Genomic DNA, 22,255 nt, shown 5'->3' on the forward strand with positions numbered 1-22,255 from the left:
CCACCGGCGGCCACCTTTTCGTCCCATTTGTTGCTGAACTGTAACGCTTTCGGGACGTTCCGGCCGCCTCGTTCTGCGTTCGCGTGCTGCCGCTCTTCGCCACTCACCAAGTTTCAATTTGGGTTTTGTCAGCGATGATCGATCTCGCAGAGGACACACGGTCCAATCCCCTCCTCCGTCTCGGTGCCCAGCCGATCGCGCTGACGGCTGCAGCGCTGCTGCTGCTGATCGCCGGCGTCACCTCGATCGCGATCTGGCGCGCCTATACCGGCGCAGCGCCCGAGACCGACCGGGTGGTCGCATCGCGGCAGCTTCAGGCGCGCACGGCGCAGGCCTCCGAGCAGCTCGTCGAGAAGACCAAGGGGCTGGAGGCGACCCAGCAGGAATCGATCGACCAGCTCCAGGTCGTGCAAGACCAGCTTTTGACCATGAGGCGGCTGCTCGCCTCGCAGCAGGCCGACACCAAGCGTCTGTCGGAGCAGGTCGCCAATTTGAACGAATCCATCGACGGTCTGCGACAATCCTTTGCCAGCGTCCGCTCCACCGAGGGCGACACGCCCTCGGTTACCCCGAGGAAACCCGCGCGCCACCGCCATGCCAGCGCCCACAAACGCTCACGCGGCTGATTGGATCCCGCGCCACCACCTTTTATTTTTGCCACTTGTGAAATGGATCACACTCGTCCGTATGATTCCGCGCGATGCTTGCCCATACCGGATGGCGTGAGCCGATTTTAATATCCGGGGCTGGCAAGGTCGTTGACGGTATATTGCGTCAACGGCCTTGTTTTTTACTGCTGCTTTTTTACTGCTGCGGTATCTAGGTGCCTCGGCCGCGCACCCGCGCTAGTCGCAGCCCTATTCACAGACCTGAACGCGGCGGACGCGCCAGCCCGATTGCGTCATCACGCGCTGCCGCGCGAGGTAGCACTGCGCGCCATAACCGCCATCGTCATAGCCGGCGCCGGAATCGTAATAATAGGGGCCGCCATAGCCGTAGCCATAGGCGCCATAATAGCCGGCGCCCGCGATGCCGGCGCCGATCGCGACACCGGGCCAGAAGCCGCCGCCGTGCCAGCCGTGGCCCCAGCCGCCACCGCCGCCCCAATGGCCGCCGCCACCTCCTCGCGCCTGCGCCTGGGGCGTTGCGAGACCGACTGCCGCGATGGCCAGTGCGACCACGATCATCTTGCGTAGCATGAACTCAACCTCCGCGTGGAAACGCTCCACATTCCAAAGAGAGGCCAAGCTAATGTCACTCGATCATCGATGATAGGCGCGGCGGCTCACTTCCGCGCGAGCGTCAGCAGCCGCGGCAGATGCTCTTCATCTTCTTGTCGAGCTGCCGGTTCTCGGCGTTCACCGTAGCATCTGCACTCGCATTCGCACCCGAAGCCGCACCGGTGGTGACACCGGGCGCCCTGTTCGCGCCGGAGGATTGCGCCGTGCCCAGGCTGTTGGTACCAGGCGGCGGCGCCGGCGCATTGGCGACGCCGGACGTTGATCCGGTCGAGCCGCCCGTAGTTTGCGCGAACGAAATCGCCGGCGTCGCGGCGAGAGCGAAGATCACGATCATCGTCTTGATGTAAGCGCTTGCGGACGATCTGCCCATCCGAAATTCTCCTTGCCCTATTTGCCCTATCAACCGCTGCGGCAAAGACAGGTTCCGGAGCAAATCCCGTCACATCCGCTTGAAACAGGGAGGCAGCCACGATCATGCGCAAACTGATCGCGCTCGACGAGGACACGTTCGACAAGCTGAAGCAATTGGGGCGCGACAGGATGGCGACGTTTTATGCGGCGGCCACCATCTTCTCGGTGCGGTCCTCGACCATCGTCACGAACATGTGGGATTCCTCGCCGGCGCCTCCGATCTGGACCCGGCGGGCCGAGATCACGCGGCGTCCGCGCGTGGGATTGTCGATGGTGTCGATGATCGGTTCGAGCTGCTGCTTCTGCGCGAGAAGCTGCTGGTCGCGCCGCTCGATCAGCTCGGCCGCCTCGGCGGAGAACAATTCCCGCGCGGTCTTGCCGATGATCTCGCCGCGCGACATGCCGATCATCTTCTCGGCCGCCTTGTTGACGAAGACGTAGCGCTGGTTGCGTGCATCCTTGGCGATGATGCCCTCGGTCACGTTCTCGATGATGGTGGCGAGAAAGCGCTCCATGCGTTCGAGAATGCGCTCACGCTGGCGCTGTTCGGTGACGTCCTCCTGCACCGACACCCAGCCGCCGCCATCCATCGGGCGCTCGTAGATCTTGATGGTGCGGCCGTCGTTCAGGCTGATCTCATTGGCCGCAGGCTCGCGCTTGGCGATGCGCTCGCGAACGGCCGCGACGTATTTTGCGACGTCGCCGCTGAACAACCCGCTCTTGACCCGGTGCTGGAGGATTTCCTCCAGCGTCGATCCGGCCTGCATGGTCTCGGGCAGGTTGTAGATCCGCCGGTAATTGGCGTTCATGGCGACCACGGCCGCCTTGCCGTCGAGCATGATCAGGCCCTGCGGCATGCTGTTGATCGCTGCCGAGAGCTGCCATTTTTTGGCCTGGTACTTGTCGTTGAACCGGTCGCGCTCGGTCATCGCGGCATCGCGGGCCTGCGCGGTGCCGAGCTCGAGCTCCTCGAGTTCGAAGACACGCGCCACCGCGTCGCGGAAGTGCTGCACGGCGCGCGCAAGATGTCCGATCTCGTCATGACGGCGCAGATGCGGCACCTCGCTCTTGACATCTCCATCCGCAATCCGGTCGGTCGCCTGCGTGATCTCGGCCAGCGCCCCGACCACCGAGCTCCGCATCACGACGACGTTGAGGCCGGCGAGAATGAGCGCGACGAGACCGAGCATGAAACAGATAGGCACTGCAGCGCTAGCGGGGGCTTAAAATTCCAGGCGGTAATTTTACTGTTCGGGAACCGCGGTGATGCGCGCCCGGCAGAGGGCCGGCTTCAGCCGATCCGCTTCAGGCCGTTCTTGAAGCGCGGACCGTTGGCGACGTAGAACCGCGCAGCACTTCCCATCTTCTGCACCTGGGCATCGTCGAGCGTGCGGATCACGCGCGCGGGCGAGCCGATGATCAGCGAGCGTTCGGGAAACTCCTTGCCCTCGGTGATGACGGAGCCGGCGCCGACGATGCTGTTGCGGCCGATCCTCGCGCCGTTCATCACGATCGAGCCCATGCCGATCAGCGCGCCCTCTTCGATGGTGCAGCCGTGCAGGATGACGTTGTGGCCGACGGTGCAGTTCTTGCCGATCACCAGGGGAAAGCCGAGATCGGTGTGGCAGGTCGAGCCGTCCTGCACGTTGGCGCCCTCGCCGATCTCGATCCACTCGTTGTCGCCGCGCAGCACCGCGCCGAACCAGACGCTCGCGCCCGGCTTCAGGCGCACGCGGCCGATCACGGTCGCAGTCTCCGCGATGAAGTAATTGCCGTCAGAGGGAAGATCGGGCGCCTGCCCGTCGAGCTCGTAGATCGCCATGGAGGTCTCCTGTCGCGTCAACCCCAGCCATAGCCAAACGACGGCGCGGAGGCAAAGGGCTGCCGCGCCACGCAGCCCTGCAAGGCCTCAGCCCAGCACGCCGGTGGCGCGCAGCGTCATCAGGAAGAAGGTGCCGCTCATCATGCTCCAGAAGCCGGCGATGACGGTCGCCATCATCACGAACTCGAAGCGGCGGCTTTCCAACCGCATGCCGCGCAGCGTGTTGCGCATGATGATGAAGGGCGCCGCGAACACCAGGAACGGCACCGCCGCAAACGTCCTGGGAGCCACGCCCTCCTGCAACAGCCCGAAACCGGCCGGCCGTTGCGACATCGCCTGGTATCCGTTTGCGAGCGCGCCCGCGAGCGCGAAGCCGATGCCGATCGAGAAGAGAGTATTGAAAGCTTCAGGTGTCATCGGAACAGTCCGCCCATACGCAACGCGAGGAGCCTTCCTGTGACAAATCGTGCCGGTTAACGCTACATTATCCTTAAGCGAAGGTTAACGCCGCCGTCCGGCCCACGCAGAGCCCTCACCCGTTCCTGGTAGCCGGGAACCCTCTGCGATATCGCCGCCACGTGGCATATTCGCCGGTGATTCGTCGGCCACCGGCCGACCCCCGGGGCCCATTTGCGCGACGTCATGACGGTGTTTTCGGTAACCTCTCCCCGCTCATCCAGGACAAGCGCAAAGACCCGCGCCCGGGCGCATCTCGTCCCGTTTGCGCTCACCGGCGCATGCGCGGCGAGCGCAATCGCGCTGGTTGCCTATCTGCTGTGGCCGACCTGGAGCACGGGCGGTGCCGACGCGCCGGACAAGCTGCCGGTCAGCGTCGGCGGAACGCTGTTCAACCTGCCGATCCCGGCGATCCGGATGAAGATCCAGCGGCACTCCGGACCGCAGGAGCGCATCGATCTCGATTTCCTCTATCCCTCGCTGGAAGCGCCCAATGGACCGAGGCACGTGACCGCTGAAACGGTGGACACGACGATGCAGCCGATCGACCGCATTTTCCTCTCCATCGCAGCGCATCACGATGCGCTGTCGCCCGAGCAGCGAACCGCGACGATCTATCCGCGCTATTTCGACCAGGCTGCGGCGACACCGGACGACGGGCTGACGATGCGGATGTTCCGCAGCGACACGCCCTATGGGAGCGAGGATCTCTATTCCGCGACGAGCCCCGCGCTCACTGCGCGCTGCACGCGCGATGCGGCCACGCCCGGCATGTGCCTCGCCGAGCGCCGCGTCGGCGGCGCCGACCTCACCTTCCGCTTTCCGCGCAGCTGGCTGTCGCAATGGCGCGACGTCGCGGACGCGATGGAGAAGCTGACGGCGCAATTGGGCGGGCCGCGACGCTGAGCGCGGACCCACCGCAACAAAAAGGCGAAAACAACCCCATGCACAGTAGCCCAGCATCGGCCTGACTTCGTATTTTACGAAATCAGGCTTGACCCGTCGGGCAAAACAGGCGCATAATGCCATCATACATCCGTGGGTCTGCACGATGCGGCTTCCGGCGGTGGGAGTTAGCGCGGGTGACGGAGCGGACGGAGCACGACATGGTCGTGCAAGCCGAGCTCGTCGATGCGGAGGGCATCACGGTCGCCGGCGCGGCTGCGCATTCTGGCAAAGAAATAGAGCTATGAGGCCGCGGGAGTAGCATCCGTCATTGCGAGCGGAGCGAAGCAATCCAGACTGCGTCTGCGGAGATATCTCTGGATTGCTTCGCTTCGCTCGCAATGACGAAAACGCTTCGCTCGCAATGACGGAAAAGAGAGCGCGCGCCTATTCCTGCTCGACCAGATCGTCTTCCAGGATCGCCATCTGGAACTGGAACGAGCGATCGTCATCCTCGTCGTCGACGAAGAGCACGCCGATGAACTCCTCGCCGATATAGACCTCGGCGGAGTCGTCCTTCTTCGGCCGCGGCACGACGCGGATCTTGGGATTGCCGAATACGCGCTTCAGATACGCATCGAGCTTTCTGACTTCTTTGACGTCCACGGCAAGTCTCCGATCAAAATTGGTCGGCGGGTTTTAGGACGAGACGCGGCGAACCGCCAGCATGAATTGCCAAAGAATTTGGGGACGGAAAGGGCCGGAAAATCCGGCCCTTAACGCGCCTCTAAAGCCCCATCGCGTTGATCATCTGGTCCATGGTGCGCGACGGCTCGGCGCAGCCGGCCTCGCCGACGATCTTGGCGGGCACGCCCGCAACCGTGACGTTGTGCGGCACCGGCTTGACCACGACCGAGCCGGCCGCGATGCGCGCGCAATGGCCGATCTCGATGTTGCCGAGGATCTTTGCGCCGGCGCCGATCAGCACGCCGTGGCGGATCTTGGGATGACGGTCCTCGTTTTCCTTGCCGGTGCCGCCGAGCGTGACGCCGTGCAGGATCGAGACGTCGTCCTCGATGACAGCGGTCTCGCCGCAGACGAAGCCGGTGGCATGGTCGAGAAAGATGCCGCGGCCGATACGCGCGGCGGGATTGATGTCGGTCTGGAACACCGCCGATGCGCGGCTCTGGAGGTAATACGCGAAATCCTTGCGGCCCTTCAGCAAGAGCCAGTGCGCGAGGCGATGGGTCTGGATCGCGTGAAAGCCCTTGAAGTAGAGCAAGGGGTCGATGAAGCGCGAGGTCGCGGGATCGCGGTCGTAGACGGCGACGAGATCGGCGCGGAAGGCATTGCCGAGATCGGGATCGTCGCGCAGCGCCTCGTCATAGGTCTGGCGCACCAGATCGCCCGACAGCGCGGCATGATCGAGCCGGTCGGCGAGACGGTGGATCACCGAGTCTTCCAGGCGGCTGTGATGCAGCACCGTCGAATAGATGAAGGTCGCAAGCTCGGGCTCGCGATGGACAATGTCCTCCGCCTCGCCCCGGATCCGCTCCCAGATCGGATCGAGCGACGCAAGCTTTGCTCCCGGATTGACCTGATGCACTGCCATGGGATCTGCTCTTTCGAATTGGCTCGTTTGGCTGGTTCTATAACACAGTCTAGGCGACAAAGTCCTGACGGGCTTGCCTGAGAGTGAACAGTGCCTTGCCTCGTGAAAGCCCGCCAACGCATTGAAGCACAACGGTTTCTCAGAACGCCCCCAGGCGGCAAGGTCGGCTCAAAATGGTCAGAGTCTCGCCAAATTCAAGCCGGGCGACGTCAAACTATTGGTGAATTTCGCCCCAACCGTGATTGCGGGCATGGTCCGGACAGGGACGGAGCGGATTTGAGCATCACAACCGATCAATTGCGCGCGCGCGCCGCGGGTACGTTTTGGCTGCGGCTGGCGGCGGTGGCTCTGCCCCTCCTCATGATCGCGCCGGCGTTCTGGAACGGCTATCCGCTATTGCAATGGGATACCGGCGGCTATCTGGCGCGCTGGTACGAAGGTTATCTCGTCCCCAGCCGCTCCACCGTGTTCGGCCTCTATCTGCATTACGGCGAGAATTTCGGCTTCTGGATCAACCTCGCGGTCCAGTCGCTGGCGACGCTATGGCTGTTGCAGCTGACGCTGCGCGTGCTGGGGCTGATGCAGACATTCCGCTTCGTCGCGATCAGCCTGCTGCTGATGCTGTCGACCGCGCTGCCCTGGCTCGCCAGCATGCTGCTCACCGACATCTTTGCGGGTCTTTCGATCCTGTCGCTGTTCCTGCTGATCACTGGTGCAAGCCGGACTTCGGTGCTCGAAAAAGTCTCGCTGTTCGGCTTCACCGCCTTTGCCGCCGCGACCCACAGCGCCACGCTCGGCGTGCTGCTCGGGCTCTGCGTCGCCGGCTGGATGGCGCGGCCGTTCCTCGGGCGTCGCCTCCCGATTGCCGGACTGGCGCAGGCGAGCCTGACAATCGTCGTGGGCGGCCTGATGCTGATCTCGGCGAACCACGCGCTGTCAGGCAAATGGGCCTGGACGCCCGGCGGCTATGGCGTCGCCTTCGGCCGCATGATGCAGGACGGCATCGTCGCGCGCTATCTTGGCGATCACTGCCCGCATGAGAGCTTCAAGCTCTGTCCCTATCGTAACGAGCTGCCGGCGACCGCCGACGAGTTCCTGTGGGGCACCAGCATGTTCAACACGCTGGGCCGCTTCGAGGGGCTCAACGACGAGATGGGCAACATCGTCGTGCACTCACTCGCCGACTATCCTGCGTGGCAGGCCGGTGCAGCGCTGCGGGCGATGGGCCAGCAATTGCTGCATGTCGCAACCGGCGAAGGCGCCAGTGTCTGGATCCCGCACACCTACGGCATCATCGAACGCTACATCCCTGCGCAAGTGGCGCCGATGCGCGCGGCGCGCCAGCAAAACCGGGGCGTCAATTTCGACTACGTCAACTGGCTGCACGTCCCCGTCGCGCTGGTCTCGATGCTGGCGCTGGTCGGGCTCCTCGGACACGCACTCGCAAATCGCCGGCTGGACGATCTGACGCTGCTGGCGGCGACCGTGACGCTGGCCTTGCTCGGCAATGCCTTCATCTGCGGCGTGATCTCGGGCCCGCACGACCGCTATGGCGCGCGCATGGTGTGGGTCGCGACCTTCGTGGTGCTGATGGCGCTATTCGGCTCGTCTGGCGACGACGAGCCGGCGGAAGAGACCTCAGCCGCGCCGTGCCAGGAAATCCAGCACGCCGGTCTTGTAGACCTTGTCGCCGACCGCGCGCATGTGGTCGCGGCCCGGAATATCGAGCACTTCCGAACCGGGGATGATCGCCCCTAACGCGCTGGCCGAACCCGCGACGTCATCGGTCGAACCGACCGCGATCAGCACGGGCACGTCGATGCGCGCGGCCTCGTCCCTGGTCATGAGATCGCGCGTGCCACGCAGGCAGGCGGCGAGCGCACGGCGATCGGAACGGGTTTGGTCTGCAAACGCACGAAACGTGCGGCCGACGGGATCGGTGACGTCGTCGAGCGAAGGAGCTTCCAGCGCTTTCGCCACGTTCTCGCCGGGCCCGGTGCCCTCGATCAGGCCGCCGATGCCGATGCCGCCGAGGATCGCCGAGCGCAGCCGCTGCGGCTCGTTCAGCCCGAGCCAGGCCGTCATCCGCCCGCCCATCGAATAGCCCATGATGTCGGCCTGCGGGATGGCGAGATGGTCCATCAGCGCGAGCACGTCGCCGGCCATGGTCGGAATCGAATATTGCGCGGGCTCGTAGAGCTTTGCGCTGTCGCCATGGCCGCGATTGTCCAGCGCAATGGCACGGCGGCCGTTCTTGCGCAGCTCCGAGACCCAGGTCGGGTAGACCCAGTTCACGTTCTTGCTCGAGGCAAAGCCGTGCAGCAGGATGATCGGATCGCCCTCGCCTTCGTCGAGGTAGGCAATTTCAACGGCGCCGTTGTGAAAGCTCGGCATCAGCAGTTCCGCAGTGTTTGTGGGGGAAGATTGATCTTAGAGCATGATCCGGAAAAGTGTGTAGCGGTTTTCCGGCAAGATCATGCTCAAACAATAACCTAAAGCGCGACGAAGATCGCGCTTTAGGCCGTGACGGCCGTGTTTGCCAGAGCGGCGTCGGCGGCCAGCCGCGCCCGGCGGAGCCGGCGGCGTCGCCGGCGATCGCACCAGGCTTGCGTCAGGCGCTCGGTGGTCGCCTTGATCGAGGACAACAGGCCGAACAGCGTCAACGCCGCGCCGAGCAGCCACAGCGTGAGATCGAATGCGCCGCCGACAAGCAACAGCGCGCCGCGGCCAAGCAGCTTCATGATCGCGCGTGTCTTGCCGCCTTGCGCTTCCGCAAGCCGCGCCGCCCGCGCGACGTCCTTCGGGCCCTCGGCAATACGCAGCGTGTCCATGGCGCCGCGCGTGCCGGTCTTCTCGGCTACGCGGGTGACGTCCTTGCCGAGCCGGACCAGCGCGCCAGCCTTCTCGACGCGGAACGCGGCCTTGATCGCGCTCACCGTCTCACCCGGCCGCAGCACCGAGCCGGAGGCGACCGCATTCTGGAGCATCGGCGTGTCGACCACTTCGCGCGCCGACCGGCCGGCCCATGCGGCGAGACCTTCGCCGAGCCGTCCGACCTTGCGGGCATCCTTCACCAGCGTCAGCCCGGCGCGCACCGGCGCGGCACCGCCGGCCGACACATAGGTCACGGCCGTCACCGCGAGGCCCGCGGTGGCCAGGCCGAGCACGAGGCGGTCGGTGTCCTCGCCCATGGCGAGATGCTTGCCTTCGCGGACGACGTCCCTGATATCGCCGATCACGAAGAGATCGCCGGCAACGGTCCCGGACAGGCTCGCGACATCATCGGCATTGCCGGTGACGAGCCCGGTGGCAAAGCGCCTGGCAAAATGCGATGTGGAATTTTCAGTTTTGACGGCATCGCTGACCCGGCTCAGGAGATCGTCGGGCAGCGCGATGTTGCGGTCATGCGCGAGCGTGACAAAACTGTCGGCGAGATCGCCATCCCCGGCCGCGAGCGCGGCCTCGATATTGTCCTGAACCAGGCGGTCGTTGTGCGCGAGAGCCGCATCGAGCTTGAGTTCCGACAGGGCCGCGGGATCGTCCCGGGCGGCGAGAATCGCGCCGGCCTCGCGGGCATGCGGTGCTACCTGCACGAGCACAAGGCTGCATGCGGCGATCCCGGTCAATGCTGAGCTGATTCGCAGCCACTTCATGCTGAAAGCCTGGACGGTCCTAAGATCAGTTGCGCCTGATGGTTCGTCTTTTGCCGCAATTATACGCGTCCGCAGACATAGTATGCCAAAATTGCGACACAACGTCCCCGACGAAAGAAGGGCTTCTCTCAGGCCGCAAGATTGTGTCGAATTTGCATGAGCAAATGAGCATGGGGCAATTGCGGAGCTTTCGGTTCCGCTGGACTAGCAATCACCTGCACCCATCAGTATGGTCCGCGGCGCCTTAATGATGCCGCGTCAGTTCGTGATTGTGTCTGCCACCATTGCCACTCCAGGATGAGTTACGATGTCCGACCATGTCGTCCCGCACTTCCATAACGATGCCGGTGTCCCCGTCATCGAGATCGGCTCGCAAGAGTTCATGTGCGTCGGCGCCAACCCTCCGTTCGATCATCCGCACGTCTTCCTCGATCTCGGCAATGACAACGAGATCATCTGCCCGTACTGCTCGACGCTGTACCGCTTCGCGGCCGACCTGAAGGCGGGCGAAGCCCGTCCGCCGGAATGCGTGCTGAAGGACAAGGTGGCCTGACCGTTCACCTCGGTCAGGGGTGGCCCTCCCGCGAACGATCGTCATCGCCGGTGCCGGAATCGGAGGACTGACGGCTGCGCTTGCGCTGGCCGCCCGCGGCTTTCGCATCGTCGTGCTGGAAAAGGCCGAGCGGCTCGAGGACGTCGGCGCCGGCCTGCAACTCTCCCCCAATGCCAGCCGCGTGCTGGTCGAGCTCGGTCTGACGGAACGGCTGAAGCTGCGCGCGGTCGTCCCGGACGCGGTCTCGATCATGAGCGCGCGGGCCGGCGGCGAACTTTTGCGAATGCCGCTCGGCGAGGCCGCGGCCCATCGCGCCGGCGCCCCCTATTGGGTGGTCCATCGCGCCGACCTGCAATCCGCGCTCGCCGGCGCGATCGCGGACCATCCCGATATCGACTTGAAGTTGGGCGCGACGTTCGAGGATGTCGCTCCCCATGCCAGGGGACTGACGGTCGTCCATCGCAGCGGAACCATCCGCCGTAGCGATCTCGCCAGCGCCCTGATCGGTGCCGACGGCATCTGGTCGACAGTCCGCCAGCATTTGTTTCCCGAGGTGCAGCCGCGCTTCTCCGGGTTGATCGCCTGGCGCGGCACGCTCGATGCCACGCAGCTGCCCAAGGAGTACACCGCGCGGCGGGTCCAGCTCTGGATGGGCTCAAACGCCCATCTCGTCGCCTACCCGATCGCCGGCGGCCGCCAGCTCAACGTGGTCGCGGTGCTGCCGGGCACCTGGAACAGGCCGGGCTGGAGCACGCCCGGCGATCCTCTCGAGGTGATGGACGCGTTCGCAGCGCCGCGCTGGCCGCCGACGGCGCGGATGATGCTCGCCGCCGTCGACAGCTGGCGCAAATGGGCGCTGTTCGCCGTTCCGGACGGATGCCCCTGGAGCGCGGGTCAGGTCGCGCTGCTCGGCGACGCCGTGCACGCGATGCTGCCGTTCGCAGCCCAGGGTGCCGGCATGGCGATCGAGGATGCAGCCGTGCTCGCCCGGCACCTGAGCATCGAGGCTGCCGAGGATGCAGCCGGCGTCGCGGCTGCGCTGAAGCAATATGGCCTGATACGTCAGGCCCGTGTCAGGAAGGTGCAGCGCACCGCGCGGCAGCAAGGCCGGATCTATCATCTCGGCGGCCCGTTCGCGCTCGCGCGCGATCTCGCGATCCGCGCACTCGGGCCGGACCGTATGCTGGCGCGGCAGGACTGGATCTACGGCTGGCGGCCCTGACGCAGGAGCCGCATCGCCCTAGCGTTTCGGAGCGGGCTTGATGTCCGGCCGCTGCGGCACAGCGGCCGCCGGCGCCGCATTGGGCGGCGTTTCCCGGCACCGGTTGCTGCGCCAGGCGTCGTCGGCCAACTGCGCCGAGCCACGGACCGCGACGTAATCGTTGCGATAGGCAAGCTCAGACACGACCGCTCCGCCGGCCCCTGTCTCCGCCTTGTCCATCAGCTTCTGCAATTCGGCGGTGCGGGCGGCGAGCGCCTTGCGCTCCCCTTCGAGCTGCTTGCAGTCGTACAATTCGTATTTGGCGGGATCGGCAAAGCCCGGAGCGATCGTCTCGCTCACGCCGGCGCAGCCGGACAGCGCGAAGCCGGCCGCGACCAGCGCGGCAACCGCGCAGCAGGCGCGCAGGGAAGAGGAAAGCGAAGCAGCCATGGCCGGAAAAATAGTCCCCGTGAATTGAGAATGCCTAAAGCAGGGCCAAATGTCCGGATTGAGGCTTTGCCTTGTGCCGCCGGCTCGCTTAAGGAAGAACCGCCCGCCCAGCACGGCAAGCGCCAATTCCAGACGGCTGGACGGGACTTAAGTGTTTGATCTCTTTGGATCAAGCGGGCATGGCGGAATTGGTAGACGCAAGGGACTTAAAATCCCTCGGTGCGCAAGCGCTGTGCCGGTTCGACCCCGGCTGCCCGCACCATTTGAGCTGACGACGCCGACTGCGCCCACAGCAGGATCCAGAAGCAGACGATCGCGACCGTGAGCAGGTCGAATCCGTCCACGAACGCAATGCCGGAGACCGCCACCACGAACGGAATGGCGATCGCGATCGTCAGCACGATCGCCACCATCACCGCAGGCAGGTCGACGATGAGAACGGCGGCATAAAGCGCCGCCTCGAAAAAGGCATAGACCTTCAGTCTCGGCGCGCAGAGATAGAGCGCGTACATCGCGAGCACGGTGATGCGCAGCGCGGTGTCGGGATGAGCCATCAACCAGTCGTCGAGGGCCTGAAGCGGCGAGGTCTTCGCCGGCAAGGTCTTGGCGCCCCTGCCCCGTGCCCTGACCATGCGCCACACGAAAATGCCGAGCGGCGCGAGCACGAGCGCGACCGCGATGAGCCCATAGAGCACGGCAACGACCGGCTTGCTGCCGGCGAGCGACACGCGGTCGGCAAGTGTCTGGGCGAAGAAGAGCAGAGACGGATTATCCTCGCTTCCCGGCGAATGCTGTCCGGGAATCTGGCCGAAGATCGCGCTCAACCAGCTTGAAAACAGCTCGGGATAGAACACCATTGAAACCAGAATCGGCAGCGCGAACATGCCCGCCGCTACCGCGATCAGGACAAGCCTGCGACGTCTCGGCTGCGGCAGGAAATAGAGTGCGGCGAGGACCGGGACAAACACCAGCTTGAACGAGGTGACGAGGCCGAGCAGGGCCGCGCCGGCGAGCTGCGGCACGAAGCCCGCATCCTCGCGCCCTTCGGACTGCGCCGGACGCAGCAGCAGCGCAAGCGATGCAGCCGTCAGCAGGCCGCTTAGCATCGCGAAATTGCCGCTCGCCAAGACCCATTCGAACCCGAGAAAACCCCCAAGCGCGAACACGCCACGCAGCACGACGTCGCGCAGGCCCTCGCGGCCCCTGCCGAGACCGGGCAGCAGCAGCACGCAGATCAGCCCAAGCACGAGATAGATGGCCTTGTAATGCGCGACGAGAAAGCCGCCGGCACAGAGCGGCCGAAAGGCATCGAGGGTGACCGGAAGATAGGGATAGGAAAGATCAGTGCCCTTCAGGTTCCTGACGAAATAGGGATCGCGTCCCCCGCGATGGGCATCCACCGCCGCACAGTTGACCCGCACGTCCGCGCCGAAGGTGTTGTTGACGCTGAGATCGACGGCGACCGCCGTGGGGAGCAATACGGCCAAGATCAGCAGGAAGCGGCTCAGCCGGCTCCTCCGCGGCGCCCCCGCGGCAAGCGACCGCTCCGCTCCTGCGTCTGCGGACGAGGCGACGCTCGTCATGGACGCACGGCCTTCTGCTCGAGGCGTTCCGGCTCGGCTCGAAAATCGAGCAACAGGATCCAGAAGCACATCAGTGCGACCGCGAGCTGGACAAAACCACCTTCGATCGTAACCCCCGTGATCGAGACCAGCGTCGGAACGGCAACGCCGATGGTCAGGACCGCTGCAAGGGCTGCGGCCGGAAGATCGACGATCAGGACGGCGGCGTAAACCGCGAGCTCGAAGAACGCATATTCCTTCAGGCGCGGCGAGCAGAGATAGAGGCCGTACATCGCAAGCACCGTGATCCGCATCGCGGCCTGGGGATGATCGATCAGCCAGCGGTCGAGGCGCGCCGGCAACGATCCCTCATTGTTGCGGATCGCGCGCAGCAGCGACCAGCCGAGCGGCGCGAGCACGAGCGCACTCGCCGCCAGCGCGTAAATGGCGAACACGAGCGGCTTGCTGTCGGCAAGTCCAACGCGGTCCACGATGGTCTGTGCCCACAGCAGCAGCGACGGATTGGTTTCCTCGATCTGGACAGAATGCTGACCGGGGATCCCGCCCGTGATCGCGAGCAACCAGCTCGAGAACAAGCCTGGATAGAAGACGACCGAAACCAGGATCGGCAGCGCGAAGCCGAGGCCCGCCACCGTCATCAGGACAAGTTTCCGCCGCCGCGGCAGCGGCAGGAAATAGAGCGCGGCCAGTACCGGGCAGAAGACCAGCTTGAACGACATCACGATTCCGAGCAGTGCCGCCCCTGCCATGCGAGGGACATCATGCCGATCATCGGGCTTCGCGGGGCGAAGCAGAAGGGCAAGTGCTGCGGCGGTCAGTCCGCCGCCGAGGATCGCGAAATTGCCCGAGGCCAGCACCCATTCGAAACCAACGAACGCGCCGAGCACGTAAAGTCCCCTCAGCGCCACGTCGCGCAAGCTGCGTGTCCGGCCGATCCCGGGCAGCAACAGGCTACAGAGCACGGCGATGGCGAGAAAGACGCCGCGGCGATGGTCGACAAGAAAGCCGCCTGCGCACAACGGACGAAAGGCGTCCAGCGTCGCCGGCAGATAGGGATAAGAGAACCGGGTGCCCTTCAGATTTTTCACGTAGTACGGATCGAGCCCGTCGACATGGGCCTCGACCGCGGCGCAGTTGACGCGGACGTCCCAGCCGTAATTCATATCGGGCGCGGCATAGTTGGCGAGATTGCCGAGCACCAGCACCGCCACCAGTGCGATCAGGCAGGCAAGCCGGGCGTTGCGCTGGCCGGCCATCTCGGCCGACGGTCCCGACCATCGTGCTGTTCCGGTGACGTCCGACACCCCTGATACCCTGCCTGCTCGCTATATCCCCTCAACGCCGCCTGATCGGCGTCCGGTCAGGCCACATTGGACAGGATGCGTTGCGGATTCATCTCCCCGACTGGTTGTCCCCGGTGTTATGGTGAATCCCTGGTTTCAAACTTGTGCCTGGCGCGACGCGCGGGCGGCCAGCCCGCGCGTGACGGCGGCGACGATCTCGATCTGCCTGAGCCGGCGACCCCTTCACCATTTGTTGTCCCTCCCGGTCCCGCCTGACAGCCATCCCAAAACATGGGTTGTGCGATGCAGCATGGGCCTTAGATGTGCGCTCTGGAATCAAAGGTGAGCTGCTTGTCCGACGTCAATGCCGACGACTGGGTGTCCTCCGGGCACCGTCCGATGGGTTTTCCCGAATTCGTTGTCGTGATCGCGTCCATCATGGCGCTAAATCCGCTCGCGATGGACATGATGCTGCCGGCGCTGCCCAATATCGGGGCGGCTTTCGGCATTCCCAACGCCAACCATCTTCAGCTCGTGCTGTCGACCTTCCTGATCGGCTTCGGCGCGGGACAGTTCGTCATGGGTCCGTTGTCCGACCGGTTCGGGCGCCGGCCGGTGCTGCTCGGCGGCATGGCGGTCTATGCGGTGGCGAGCGTGCTGGCGGTCGCAGCGCCCTCGTTCGAGACGCTGCTGCTCGCCCGTGCGCTGCAGGGCCTCGGCACCTCCGCGACGCGCGTGATCGCGACCTCGATCGTGCGCGACTGCTATGCCGGCCGCCGCATGGCGAGCGTGATGTCGCTTGCCATGATGATTTTCATCGCCGTGCCCGTGATCGCGCCCTCGTTCGGACAGGCCGTGCTGCTGGTCACGCAATGGCGCGGCATTTTCGTCGTGCTGATGCTCTACGGCGTGCTCGCGCTCGCATGGAGCGTGCTGCGACTGCCCGAAACCCTCCCCGAGTCCGAACGCAGATCGCTGGCGCCGGCCGACGTGCTCTCGGCCTTCCGCCAGACCGTCACCAACCGCCAGACCATCGGCTATGCGACGGCCGCCGGCGCCGTCATGGGCGCGCTGTTCGCCTTCGTATTCTCCGCGCAGCAGGTGTTCACCGGCATCTATCACCTCGGCCATTACTTCCCGCTCGCCTTTGCGGCAATCGCGGCCGGCACCGCCATTGCCGGTTTCCTCAACGCCAGATTTGTCGGCACGCTCGGCATGCGCGTGATCTCACACGGCGCGCTGACGCTCTACACCGCGGTGGCCGGCGTGATGCTGCTGACCGAGATCCTCGGTGTGCTGCCGCTTCCGCTGTTCATGGCGTTGTCGGCGCTGATGATGTTCTCGTTCGGCATGATGGTCGCCAATTTCACCGCGCTCGCGATGGAGCCGCAGGGCCACATCGCCGGCACCGCCTCCTCGCTCTACGGCTCGATCACGACGCTGATCGGCATCGCGGTCGGAACCGCGATCGGCCAGAGCTTTGACGGCACGCTGCTGCCGTTCTCGATCGGATTCTTCCTGTCGACGCTTGCAGCGCTCGCGATCGTTCTGGTGGTGGAGAAGGGACGGCTGTTCAAGCCGCATCATCGCCCCATCGTGTGAGGAACTTCGCAGGCGCCTCGATGTTGTCCTGCAGCATTTTCGAGAGATCGCCTCATGGAACCGAAACGCAACGAAACTGATCACGCGTCGGAACAGACTGAGGCGCAGCGAAAGGCTGCTGACGCAAAGCAGCCCGCCTCCACACCGCCGCCCTTCGCAAGCGAAGGCCTTGAACGGGTGCGCGACAGCCATTGCTGAGAGACGCGCCTATTCCGGATTGCGCCTGCTGGCGCTGAAATCCTGCGCTGCGCTTTCGGGCGATGCGCCGCTGCTCGCGCGTGGCGGCACCATCAGCACGACCACGTTCCGGCTCAGGCCCGGCTGGCCCCACAGCGAGGCCCGCACGGTGAATTCCCGCCTGACAAAGTTTTCGGCGCGCGCGGACACCCATTCCATCCAGCGGCCGCAATCATCCTGATCACGGAAACAGAGCGCTGCCCAACCCCGGTCGAGCGTCGTCTGGCGCGGCAGGCCCCAATCGTACTGGTGCTCGAACGGCCGCGAATAATGCGGATGATCCGGACTGTAGAAGGCCGTGGCGAAAGCGAGCGAATCGTCACCACTGACGGCTCCGAGCGGCTCGCCGGTCAGGTCGCGCCATTGCCGGGTGAGCTCGCTGGCTGCCTGCGCGTAAAGATTCCGTCCCTCTTCATAACCGTGGCTATTGCGATAAACGGCATGGATCGGCGCGGCGACCAGCACGGCGACAAGCGCAACGCCGGCGACAATGACCGTGACATTGACGGTGTAGAACCGTTCGACGGGATAACGCGCGCCGCAGACGATCAGCACGACGAACAGGAACAATCCCTGCAAGCCCCATAGCGACGGCAGATCCGTGCCCATCGCGAGCGACGTCAGGACCGGCAGAGCAATCGTGCCGATGGCAACGTAGAAGAGAAGCCGGAGGCCCAGGCTCATCGCGGCGAAGTCGGCCGGAAACCGCTTGAGCCGCGTACCCGCGACGAGCACCCAGATCACGGCGGCGACGCTGATGGCTGCCAGCAGTCCCAGCAGAAAATTCCTGACGTCACCGAGCGAGCTGACGGCATTGCCGTTGGCGTGGTTCAGCGCGTAGGTGAAGGTCGATGCGCCCGTGGTCGCAAGCCAGTAGATGTGCGGTGACAGCACTGCGAGCCCGGAGACGACCGAAATCCAGGGCGACGCCGAGCTGAAATAGACGCGCCGCGCCGGATGCGCCAGCGCGGCGAATGCAAAGCTCGTGACCAGGAAGATCGAGTAATATTTTCCGGCCATGGCGAGCGCCGTGGTGCATCCAAGCGCGACCGCCCAGACAGCGGACCTGGTCTCGAACGCGCGTAGAAAACACCATATGGCAAGCGGCCAGATCGCGAGCAGCACGGCATTGGCGTTGAAGCGCTGGGCGTGGAATTGATAGGCCGGCGTCAGCATGAGGAGCAGGAGCACCAGGATGCGCTTGTGGCCGGTCACGAATTGCCGCGCGACGCAATCGACGAAGACCAGCGCGAGGCCCGCATTCACCATCGCCATCAGTTGCAGCGACCAGTCGCTGAGCGGGAAGACGGCGGTCCATGCAGCCGCGATCCAGCCCATCAGCGGCGGATGCTTGTGATAGCCGAAGGCGAAATTGCGTCCCAGCGTCCAGGCCTCGAGCGTGTCGGGATGCAGCCCGCCGCCGGCATAGGCGATGGCGAGATACAGCGCCCAGATCGCAACGAAGCACGCGATGAGAAGCGGCACGGCCCAGCCTGCCTCAACGCCATCCAGCCAGCGCAGCAATGGCCGGCGCCAGCGCGACGGCGCGCGATCCGACCGTTCGGCCATCGCCTGCAATGCAAAATCGAGCAAGGGAATCAAACCAACGGATTCAAATCGATGGAAGGGAAAGTGATGTCCGAGGACCAACCATCTATTTCAGTTCGGAAACAAATAGCAATGATTGGAGTCTGGAAGACTTAAAGTTCGGCGGATTTCGCCGACGCAGGACCGCCAAACGACAACGGCGCCGCTGATGATGGCGGCGCCGCGTGATGATTGGACGAAAGGTGCAGGGAAACATCTTTCCCTGTTCCGACTTGCCTTACTCGGACTTGTCGATGTTCCAGAACACCGGCGTCGCCGGGCCGTCGAGCACGCCGGAGAGCGACTTCCGCCACGCGCTTGGCGCCTGATACTGACCGAGCGGGACATAGAGCACCTGATCATAGGTCTCTTTCTGGATCTCGGTTGCCACTTTCTTCTGATCATCGAGCGAGGCCGCGCGAACGAAGGCGTCCTTGAGCTGCTCGACCCTGGCGTCCTCCGCCCAGCCGAACCAGCCGCCCTTCTTGCCCTGCCCGCCGACAGCGACGTTGGAGATCGGATTGACCACGTCGGCGCTGACCCAGTTTGTGATGAACATGTTCCAGCCGCCCTCCTTCGGGGGCTTCTGGCTGGCGCGCCGGCTCACCACCGTCTGCCAGTCGGTCGCCTGCAGATCGACCTTGAAGCCGGCTTCGCGCAGTTGCTGGGCCACGACGATCGGTTGAGCCTTCAGCGTCAGCACGTCGCCCGGCGCCATGAGCACAATTGGTGTCCCGTCGTAGCCGGACTCGGCGAGCGCCTTCCTGGCCGCAGCAATGTCGCCGCCCTTAGCGAGGGTCTCACCGCCGATATCCGTCGCGAACGGCGTGTCGCAGATGAAGACCGCGGCGCAAGTCTTGTAGTATTTGGGATTGCCGATCAGCGCATCGAGCACGTCCTTCTGGTTGACCGCCAGCAGTGCTGCGCGGCGAACCTTGACGTTATCGAATGGCGGATGGAGGAAGTTCATCCGCGCGCCGGTCTGGAAGCCGAACTTGTTCAGGATCTCGAGTTTGAGCTCCTTGTCGGCTTCGATGCTGGGCAACATTTCGAAGGCAGGATTTTCCATGAAATCGATGTCGCCCGACTGCAGCGCGTTCAATGCGGTCTGCGCATCCGGCATCGTGATCCATTCGACGCGATCGACCTTCGCCACCTTGCCGCCGGTGGTCCAGCTCGCCGGCTCCTTGCGCGGCAGGTAGTCCGTGTTCTTGACGTAGACCGACTTCACCCCGGGCTGGAATTCGGCCTGCACGAACTTGAAGGGCCCGGAGCCGATCTGCTCGGTAATCTGCTTCTCCGGCGGCGTCTCGGCGAGACGCTTCGGCATCATGAAAGCGACCCGCGAGGACGGCTTGCCGATCGATTCCAGCACGAGCGCGTACGGCTCCTTCAGCTTCAGTGTGATGGTCTTGGAATCGGTCGCCTCGATGCTCGCGGTGAACAGCATCATCTGCTGTCCCATGCCATCGACGGCGGCCCAGCGCTTCAGGGAGGCGACGCAATCTTCCGCGGTGACCGGCGCGCCGTCATGCCACTTCAGGCCGTCGCGCAGCGTGAAGGTGTAGGTGAGCTTGTCGTCGGAGATCTTCCAGTCCGCCATCTGCGGCTGGATCTTGAAGTTCGCATCCGTCGCGATCAGCGTGTCGTAGACCATGTAACCATGATCACGCGCGATGTAGGCGCTGGTGAAGATCGGATCGAGGATGCGCAGATCCGAATGCATCACGGCGGTAATGGTCTTACCTGCGGCAAGAACTGGCGAGGCCAGTGCCGAGAGCGCCACGACTGAAATCGCAAGTCTGGAGACGAACGCCCGACGCCCCCGGCGCATGAGTTGGAACATTGAAGTTCTCCTGACGAGTTCTGCCGACAAGTTCTCCCGGCGAGCGGCGCCACTGATGACAGCGGCGCCGCGTGATGATTGGGACAGAAGGCGCGCTAACACGCGCCTTCGCCTTCGGGCTTGGCCTTACTCGGACTTGTCGATGTTCCAGAACACCGGGGTCGCCGGGCCGTCGAGCACGCCGGAGAGCGACTTCCGCCATGCGCTCGGCGCCAGATACTGGCCGAGCGGCACGTAGATCACCTGGTCATAGGCTTCCTTCTGGATCTCGGTCGCGATCTTCTTCTGATCGTCGAGCGAGGCAGCGCGGACGAAGTCGTCCTTGAGCTTCTCGATCTTGGCGTCTTCCGCCCAGCCGAACCAGCCGCCCTTCTTGCCCTGACCGCCGATCGAGAGATTGGAGATCGGGTTGGACACGTCGGCGCTGACCCAGTTGGTGAAGAACATGTTCCAGCCGCCCTCCTTCGGGGGCTTCTGGCTGGCGCGACGGCTCACCACCGTCTGCCAGTCGGTCGCTTGCGCGTCGACCTTGAAGCCGGCTTCGCGGAGCAGCTGAACCGCGACGGTCGGCTGCGCCTTCAGCGTCACGACATCGCCGGGCACCATGACCACGACGGGCGTGCCGTCATAGCCGGACTCGGCGAGAGCCTTCTTGGCTTCCGTCATGCCGTTGCCCTTGACCAGCGTCTCGGAGCCGACGTCGGTTGCGAACGGCGTATCGCAGATGAAGAAGGCGCCGCAGATCTTGTAGTACTTCGGGTTGCCGACCAGCGCGTCGAGCACGTCCTTCTGGTTCATCGCCAGGAAGGCCGCACGGCGGATCTTCGGATTGTCGAAGGGCGGATAGAGGAAGTTCATGCGGCCAAGCGTTTGGTAGCCGAACTTGTTCAGCGTATCGACCTTGAGGTCGGGATTGCCTTCAAGCACCGGCAGCAGATCCCACGGTGGCACTTCCATGAAGTCGATGTCGCCCGACTGCAGCGCGTTCACCGCGGTCTGCGAGTCCGGCATGGTGATCCACTCGACGCGGTCGACCTTCACCACCTTGCCGCCGGCGGTCCAGCTCGCCGGCTCCTTGCGCGGCACGTAGTCGGTGTTCTTGACGTAGACCGCCTTCACGCCGGGCTGGAATTCGCCCTGCACGAACTTGAACGGACCGGAGCCGATCTGCTCCGGAATCTGCTTGTCCGGCGGCGTCTCGGCGAGGCGCTTCGGCATCATGAAGGGCACGCGCGAGGACGGCTTGCCGATCGATTCCAGCACGAGCGCGTACGGCTCCTTCAGCTTCAGCGTGATGGTCTTGGCGTCGGTCGCCTCGATGCTGGCCGTGAAGGTCATCATCTGCTGGCCCATGCCGTCGACGGCGGCCCAGCGCTTCAGCGAAGCGACGCAGTCCTCCGCCGTCACCGGCGCGCCGTCGTGCCACTTCAGTCCATCGCGCAGCGTGAAGGTGTAGGTGAGCTTGTCGTCCGAGATCTTCCAGTCCGCCATCTGCGGCTGGATCTTGAAGTTCGCATCCGTCGTGATCAGCGTGTCATAGACCATGTAGCCATGGTCACGCGTGATGTAGGCGGTGGTGAAGATCGGATCGATGATGCGCAGATCCGAATGCATCACCGCGGTGATGGTCTTGCCGGCCGCAAACACCGGCGAGGCCATCGCCGTCGCAAGTGCGACGACCGACAGCGCGAGTGTGGAGGCGAACGCGCGTCGCCCCCGGCGCATCAAGCTCAACATAGAAAGTTTCTCCTGGCGTGAAACTGTTCAAAGGCAGGTTATTGGTTGGGCATTCGGTTCGTTCCTTAGGCGAACTAACCTCATGCAATGCCTTTA

General features: G+C 64.4%; 20 protein-coding genes and 1 tRNA gene. 7 read left to right on the plus strand and 14 right to left on the minus strand.

Annotated features, from left to right (window positions below):
• Positions 1–134: 134 nt before the first annotated feature.
• The gene (locus ABID59_RS14580) at positions 135–626 is read left to right on the plus strand and encodes a hypothetical protein (protein WP_354033365.1); all 492 of its coding nucleotides are present in this window, start codon (positions 135–137) and stop codon (positions 624–626) included.
• Positions 627–857: 231 nt separating this feature from the next.
• Here ABID59_RS14580 and ABID59_RS14585 read toward each other — a convergent pair whose 3' ends face one another.
• The 5 genes from ABID59_RS14585 to ABID59_RS14605 all read right to left on the minus strand — a co-directional run bounded on the left by ABID59_RS14585 (position 858) and on the right by ABID59_RS14605 (position 3,891).
• Positions 858–1,199 carry a hypothetical protein gene (locus tag ABID59_RS14585; protein ID WP_354033364.1) on the minus strand — a complete coding sequence of 114 codons (342 nt, stop codon included), beginning with the start codon at positions 1,197–1,199 and terminating at the stop codon, positions 858–860.
• Between the two features lie 103 nt (positions 1,200–1,302).
• Positions 1,303–1,611 (minus strand): hypothetical protein, encoded by a 309-nt coding sequence (locus ABID59_RS14590; RefSeq protein WP_354033363.1) that lies wholly within the window; start codon positions 1,609–1,611, stop codon positions 1,303–1,305.
• Between the two features lie 181 nt (positions 1,612–1,792).
• Positions 1,793–2,857 carry a PAS-domain containing protein gene (locus ABID59_RS14595; protein ID WP_354083816.1) on the minus strand — a complete coding sequence of 355 codons (1,065 nt, stop codon included), beginning with the start codon at positions 2,855–2,857 and terminating at the stop codon, positions 1,793–1,795.
• 86 nt (positions 2,858–2,943) lie between these two features.
• Positions 2,944–3,474 carry a gamma carbonic anhydrase family protein gene (locus tag ABID59_RS14600; RefSeq protein WP_354083817.1) on the minus strand — a complete coding sequence of 177 codons (531 nt, stop codon included), beginning with the start codon at positions 3,472–3,474 and terminating at the stop codon, positions 2,944–2,946.
• Between the two features lie 87 nt (positions 3,475–3,561).
• A complete protein-coding gene (locus ABID59_RS14605) occupies positions 3,562–3,891 on the minus strand; it encodes a DUF6949 family protein (protein WP_148752872.1) in 330 nt (109 codons plus the stop codon).
• A 225-nt stretch (positions 3,892–4,116) separates the two neighbouring features.
• Between ABID59_RS14605 and ABID59_RS14610 the strand changes: the two genes are divergently transcribed.
• On the plus strand, positions 4,117–4,836 hold the full coding sequence (locus tag ABID59_RS14610; RefSeq protein WP_354083818.1) for a hypothetical protein: 720 nt from the start codon (positions 4,117–4,119) through the stop codon (positions 4,834–4,836).
• 426 nt (positions 4,837–5,262) lie between these two features.
• On the opposite strand, the gene ABID59_RS14615 is transcribed toward ABID59_RS14610, so the two are convergent.
• Positions 5,263–5,481: a DUF3126 family protein gene (locus ABID59_RS14615; RefSeq protein ID WP_148752868.1), complete on the minus strand. Its 219-nt coding sequence runs from the start codon at positions 5,479–5,481 to the stop codon at positions 5,263–5,265.
• 121 nt (positions 5,482–5,602) lie between these two features.
• Positions 5,603–6,427, minus strand: a complete 825-nt coding sequence (gene cysE, locus ABID59_RS14620) for a serine O-acetyltransferase (RefSeq protein ID WP_148752867.1) — start codon at positions 6,425–6,427, stop codon at positions 5,603–5,605.
• A 276-nt stretch (positions 6,428–6,703) separates the two neighbouring features.
• Here cysE and ABID59_RS14625 point away from each other — a divergent pair, with 276 nt between their 5' ends.
• The gene (locus ABID59_RS14625; protein WP_354083819.1) at positions 6,704–8,185 is read left to right on the plus strand and encodes a hypothetical protein; all 1,482 of its coding nucleotides are present in this window, start codon (positions 6,704–6,706) and stop codon (positions 8,183–8,185) included.
• Here the strand turns inward: ABID59_RS14625 and ABID59_RS14630 are convergent.
• Positions 8,066–8,821, minus strand: a complete 756-nt coding sequence (locus ABID59_RS14630; protein WP_148752865.1) for an alpha/beta fold hydrolase — start codon at positions 8,819–8,821, stop codon at positions 8,066–8,068. The two genes, ABID59_RS14625 and ABID59_RS14630, sit on opposite strands and share 120 nt — an antisense overlap.
• 122 nt (positions 8,822–8,943) lie before the next feature.
• On the minus strand, positions 8,944–10,080 hold the full coding sequence (locus tag ABID59_RS14635) for a hypothetical protein (protein ID WP_354083820.1): 1,137 nt from the start codon (positions 10,078–10,080) through the stop codon (positions 8,944–8,946).
• 307 nt (positions 10,081–10,387) lie between these two features.
• Between ABID59_RS14635 and ABID59_RS14640 the strand changes: the two genes are divergently transcribed.
• Both ABID59_RS14640 and ABID59_RS14645 read left to right on the plus strand, forming a co-directional pair.
• Complete coding sequence (locus ABID59_RS14640) at positions 10,388–10,633, plus strand: zinc-finger domain-containing protein (RefSeq protein ID WP_007602543.1); 246 nt, start codon at positions 10,388–10,390, stop codon at positions 10,631–10,633.
• Between the two features lie 19 nt (positions 10,634–10,652).
• Complete coding sequence (locus ABID59_RS14645; RefSeq protein ID WP_354083821.1) at positions 10,653–11,855, plus strand: FAD-dependent monooxygenase; 1,203 nt, start codon at positions 10,653–10,655, stop codon at positions 11,853–11,855.
• A gap of 18 nt (positions 11,856–11,873) precedes the next feature.
• Here the strand turns inward: ABID59_RS14645 and ABID59_RS14650 are convergent, their stop codons facing one another.
• Positions 11,874–12,284 (minus strand): twin-arginine translocation pathway signal, encoded by a 411-nt coding sequence (locus tag ABID59_RS14650; protein WP_354083822.1) that lies wholly within the window; start codon positions 12,282–12,284, stop codon positions 11,874–11,876.
• Between the two features lie 173 nt (positions 12,285–12,457).
• Between ABID59_RS14650 and ABID59_RS14655 the strand changes: the two genes are divergently transcribed.
• Positions 12,458–12,546 (plus strand) — tRNA-Leu (locus ABID59_RS14655).
• Between the two features lie 1,317 nt (positions 12,547–13,863).
• On the opposite strand, the gene ABID59_RS14660 is transcribed toward ABID59_RS14655, so the two are convergent.
• Positions 13,864–15,171: a hypothetical protein gene (locus ABID59_RS14660; protein WP_246230011.1), complete on the minus strand. Its 1,308-nt coding sequence runs from the start codon at positions 15,169–15,171 to the stop codon at positions 13,864–13,866.
• A gap of 330 nt (positions 15,172–15,501) precedes the next feature.
• Here ABID59_RS14660 and ABID59_RS14665 point away from each other — a divergent pair, with 330 nt between their 5' ends.
• Positions 15,502–16,752: a multidrug effflux MFS transporter gene (locus ABID59_RS14665; RefSeq protein ID WP_354084054.1), complete on the plus strand. Its 1,251-nt coding sequence runs from the start codon at positions 15,502–15,504 to the stop codon at positions 16,750–16,752.
• Positions 16,753–16,959: 207 nt separating this feature from the next.
• Here ABID59_RS14665 and ABID59_RS14670 read toward each other — a convergent pair whose 3' ends face one another.
• The 3 genes from ABID59_RS14670 to ABID59_RS14680 form a co-directional block, all read right to left on the minus strand.
• Positions 16,960–18,558 (minus strand): glycosyltransferase family 39 protein, encoded by a 1,599-nt coding sequence (locus ABID59_RS14670; RefSeq protein WP_354083823.1) that lies wholly within the window; start codon positions 18,556–18,558, stop codon positions 16,960–16,962.
• A 256-nt stretch (positions 18,559–18,814) separates the two neighbouring features.
• Complete coding sequence (locus tag ABID59_RS14675) at positions 18,815–20,422, minus strand: ABC transporter substrate-binding protein (RefSeq protein WP_354083824.1); 1,608 nt, start codon at positions 20,420–20,422, stop codon at positions 18,815–18,817.
• A 126-nt stretch (positions 20,423–20,548) separates the two neighbouring features.
• On the minus strand, positions 20,549–22,159 hold the full coding sequence (locus ABID59_RS14680; RefSeq protein WP_148752860.1) for an ABC transporter substrate-binding protein: 1,611 nt from the start codon (positions 22,157–22,159) through the stop codon (positions 20,549–20,551).
• Positions 22,160–22,255: the final 96 nt, after the last annotated feature.

The organism is Bradyrhizobium sp. S3.3.6 (assembly GCF_040546905.1).
GTDB lineage: Bacteria > Pseudomonadota > Alphaproteobacteria > Rhizobiales > Xanthobacteraceae > Bradyrhizobium > Bradyrhizobium cytisi.

What these genes read in the sequence shown, in the direction of transcription:
- ABID59_RS14600 (WP_354083817.1), bottom strand. Translation starts at nt 3,474, where the DNA reads ATGGCGATCTACGAGCTCGACGGGCAGGCGCCCGATCTTCCCTCTGAC.
- ABID59_RS14680 (WP_148752860.1), bottom strand. Translation starts at nt 22,159, where the DNA reads ATGTTGAGCTTGATGCGCCGGGGGCGACGCGCGTTCGCCTCCACACTC.
- ABID59_RS14635 (WP_354083820.1), bottom strand. Translation starts at nt 10,080, where the DNA reads ATGAAGTGGCTGCGAATCAGCTCAGCATTGACCGGGATCGCCGCATGC.
- ABID59_RS14640 (WP_007602543.1), top strand. Translation starts at nt 10,388, where the DNA reads ATGTCCGACCATGTCGTCCCGCACTTCCATAACGATGCCGGTGTCCCC.
- cysE (WP_148752867.1), bottom strand. Translation starts at nt 6,427, where the DNA reads ATGGCAGTGCATCAGGTCAATCCGGGAGCAAAGCTTGCGTCGCTCGAT.
- ABID59_RS14580 (WP_354033365.1), top strand. Translation starts at nt 135, where the DNA reads ATGATCGATCTCGCAGAGGACACACGGTCCAATCCCCTCCTCCGTCTC.
- ABID59_RS14610 (WP_354083818.1), top strand. Translation starts at nt 4,117, where the DNA reads ATGACGGTGTTTTCGGTAACCTCTCCCCGCTCATCCAGGACAAGCGCA.
- ABID59_RS14675 (WP_354083824.1), bottom strand. Translation starts at nt 20,422, where the DNA reads ATGTTCCAACTCATGCGCCGGGGGCGTCGGGCGTTCGTCTCCAGACTT.
- ABID59_RS14650 (WP_354083822.1), bottom strand. Translation starts at nt 12,284, where the DNA reads ATGGCTGCTTCGCTTTCCTCTTCCCTGCGCGCCTGCTGCGCGGTTGCC.
- ABID59_RS14585 (WP_354033364.1), bottom strand. Translation starts at nt 1,199, where the DNA reads ATGCTACGCAAGATGATCGTGGTCGCACTGGCCATCGCGGCAGTCGGT.
- ABID59_RS14590 (WP_354033363.1), bottom strand. Translation starts at nt 1,611, where the DNA reads ATGGGCAGATCGTCCGCAAGCGCTTACATCAAGACGATGATCGTGATC.
- ABID59_RS14605 (WP_148752872.1), bottom strand. Translation starts at nt 3,891, where the DNA reads ATGACACCTGAAGCTTTCAATACTCTCTTCTCGATCGGCATCGGCTTC.
- ABID59_RS14670 (WP_354083823.1), bottom strand. Translation starts at nt 18,558, where the DNA reads ATGGCCGAACGGTCGGATCGCGCGCCGTCGCGCTGGCGCCGGCCATTG.
- ABID59_RS14630 (WP_148752865.1), bottom strand. Translation starts at nt 8,821, where the DNA reads ATGCCGAGCTTTCACAACGGCGCCGTTGAAATTGCCTACCTCGACGAA.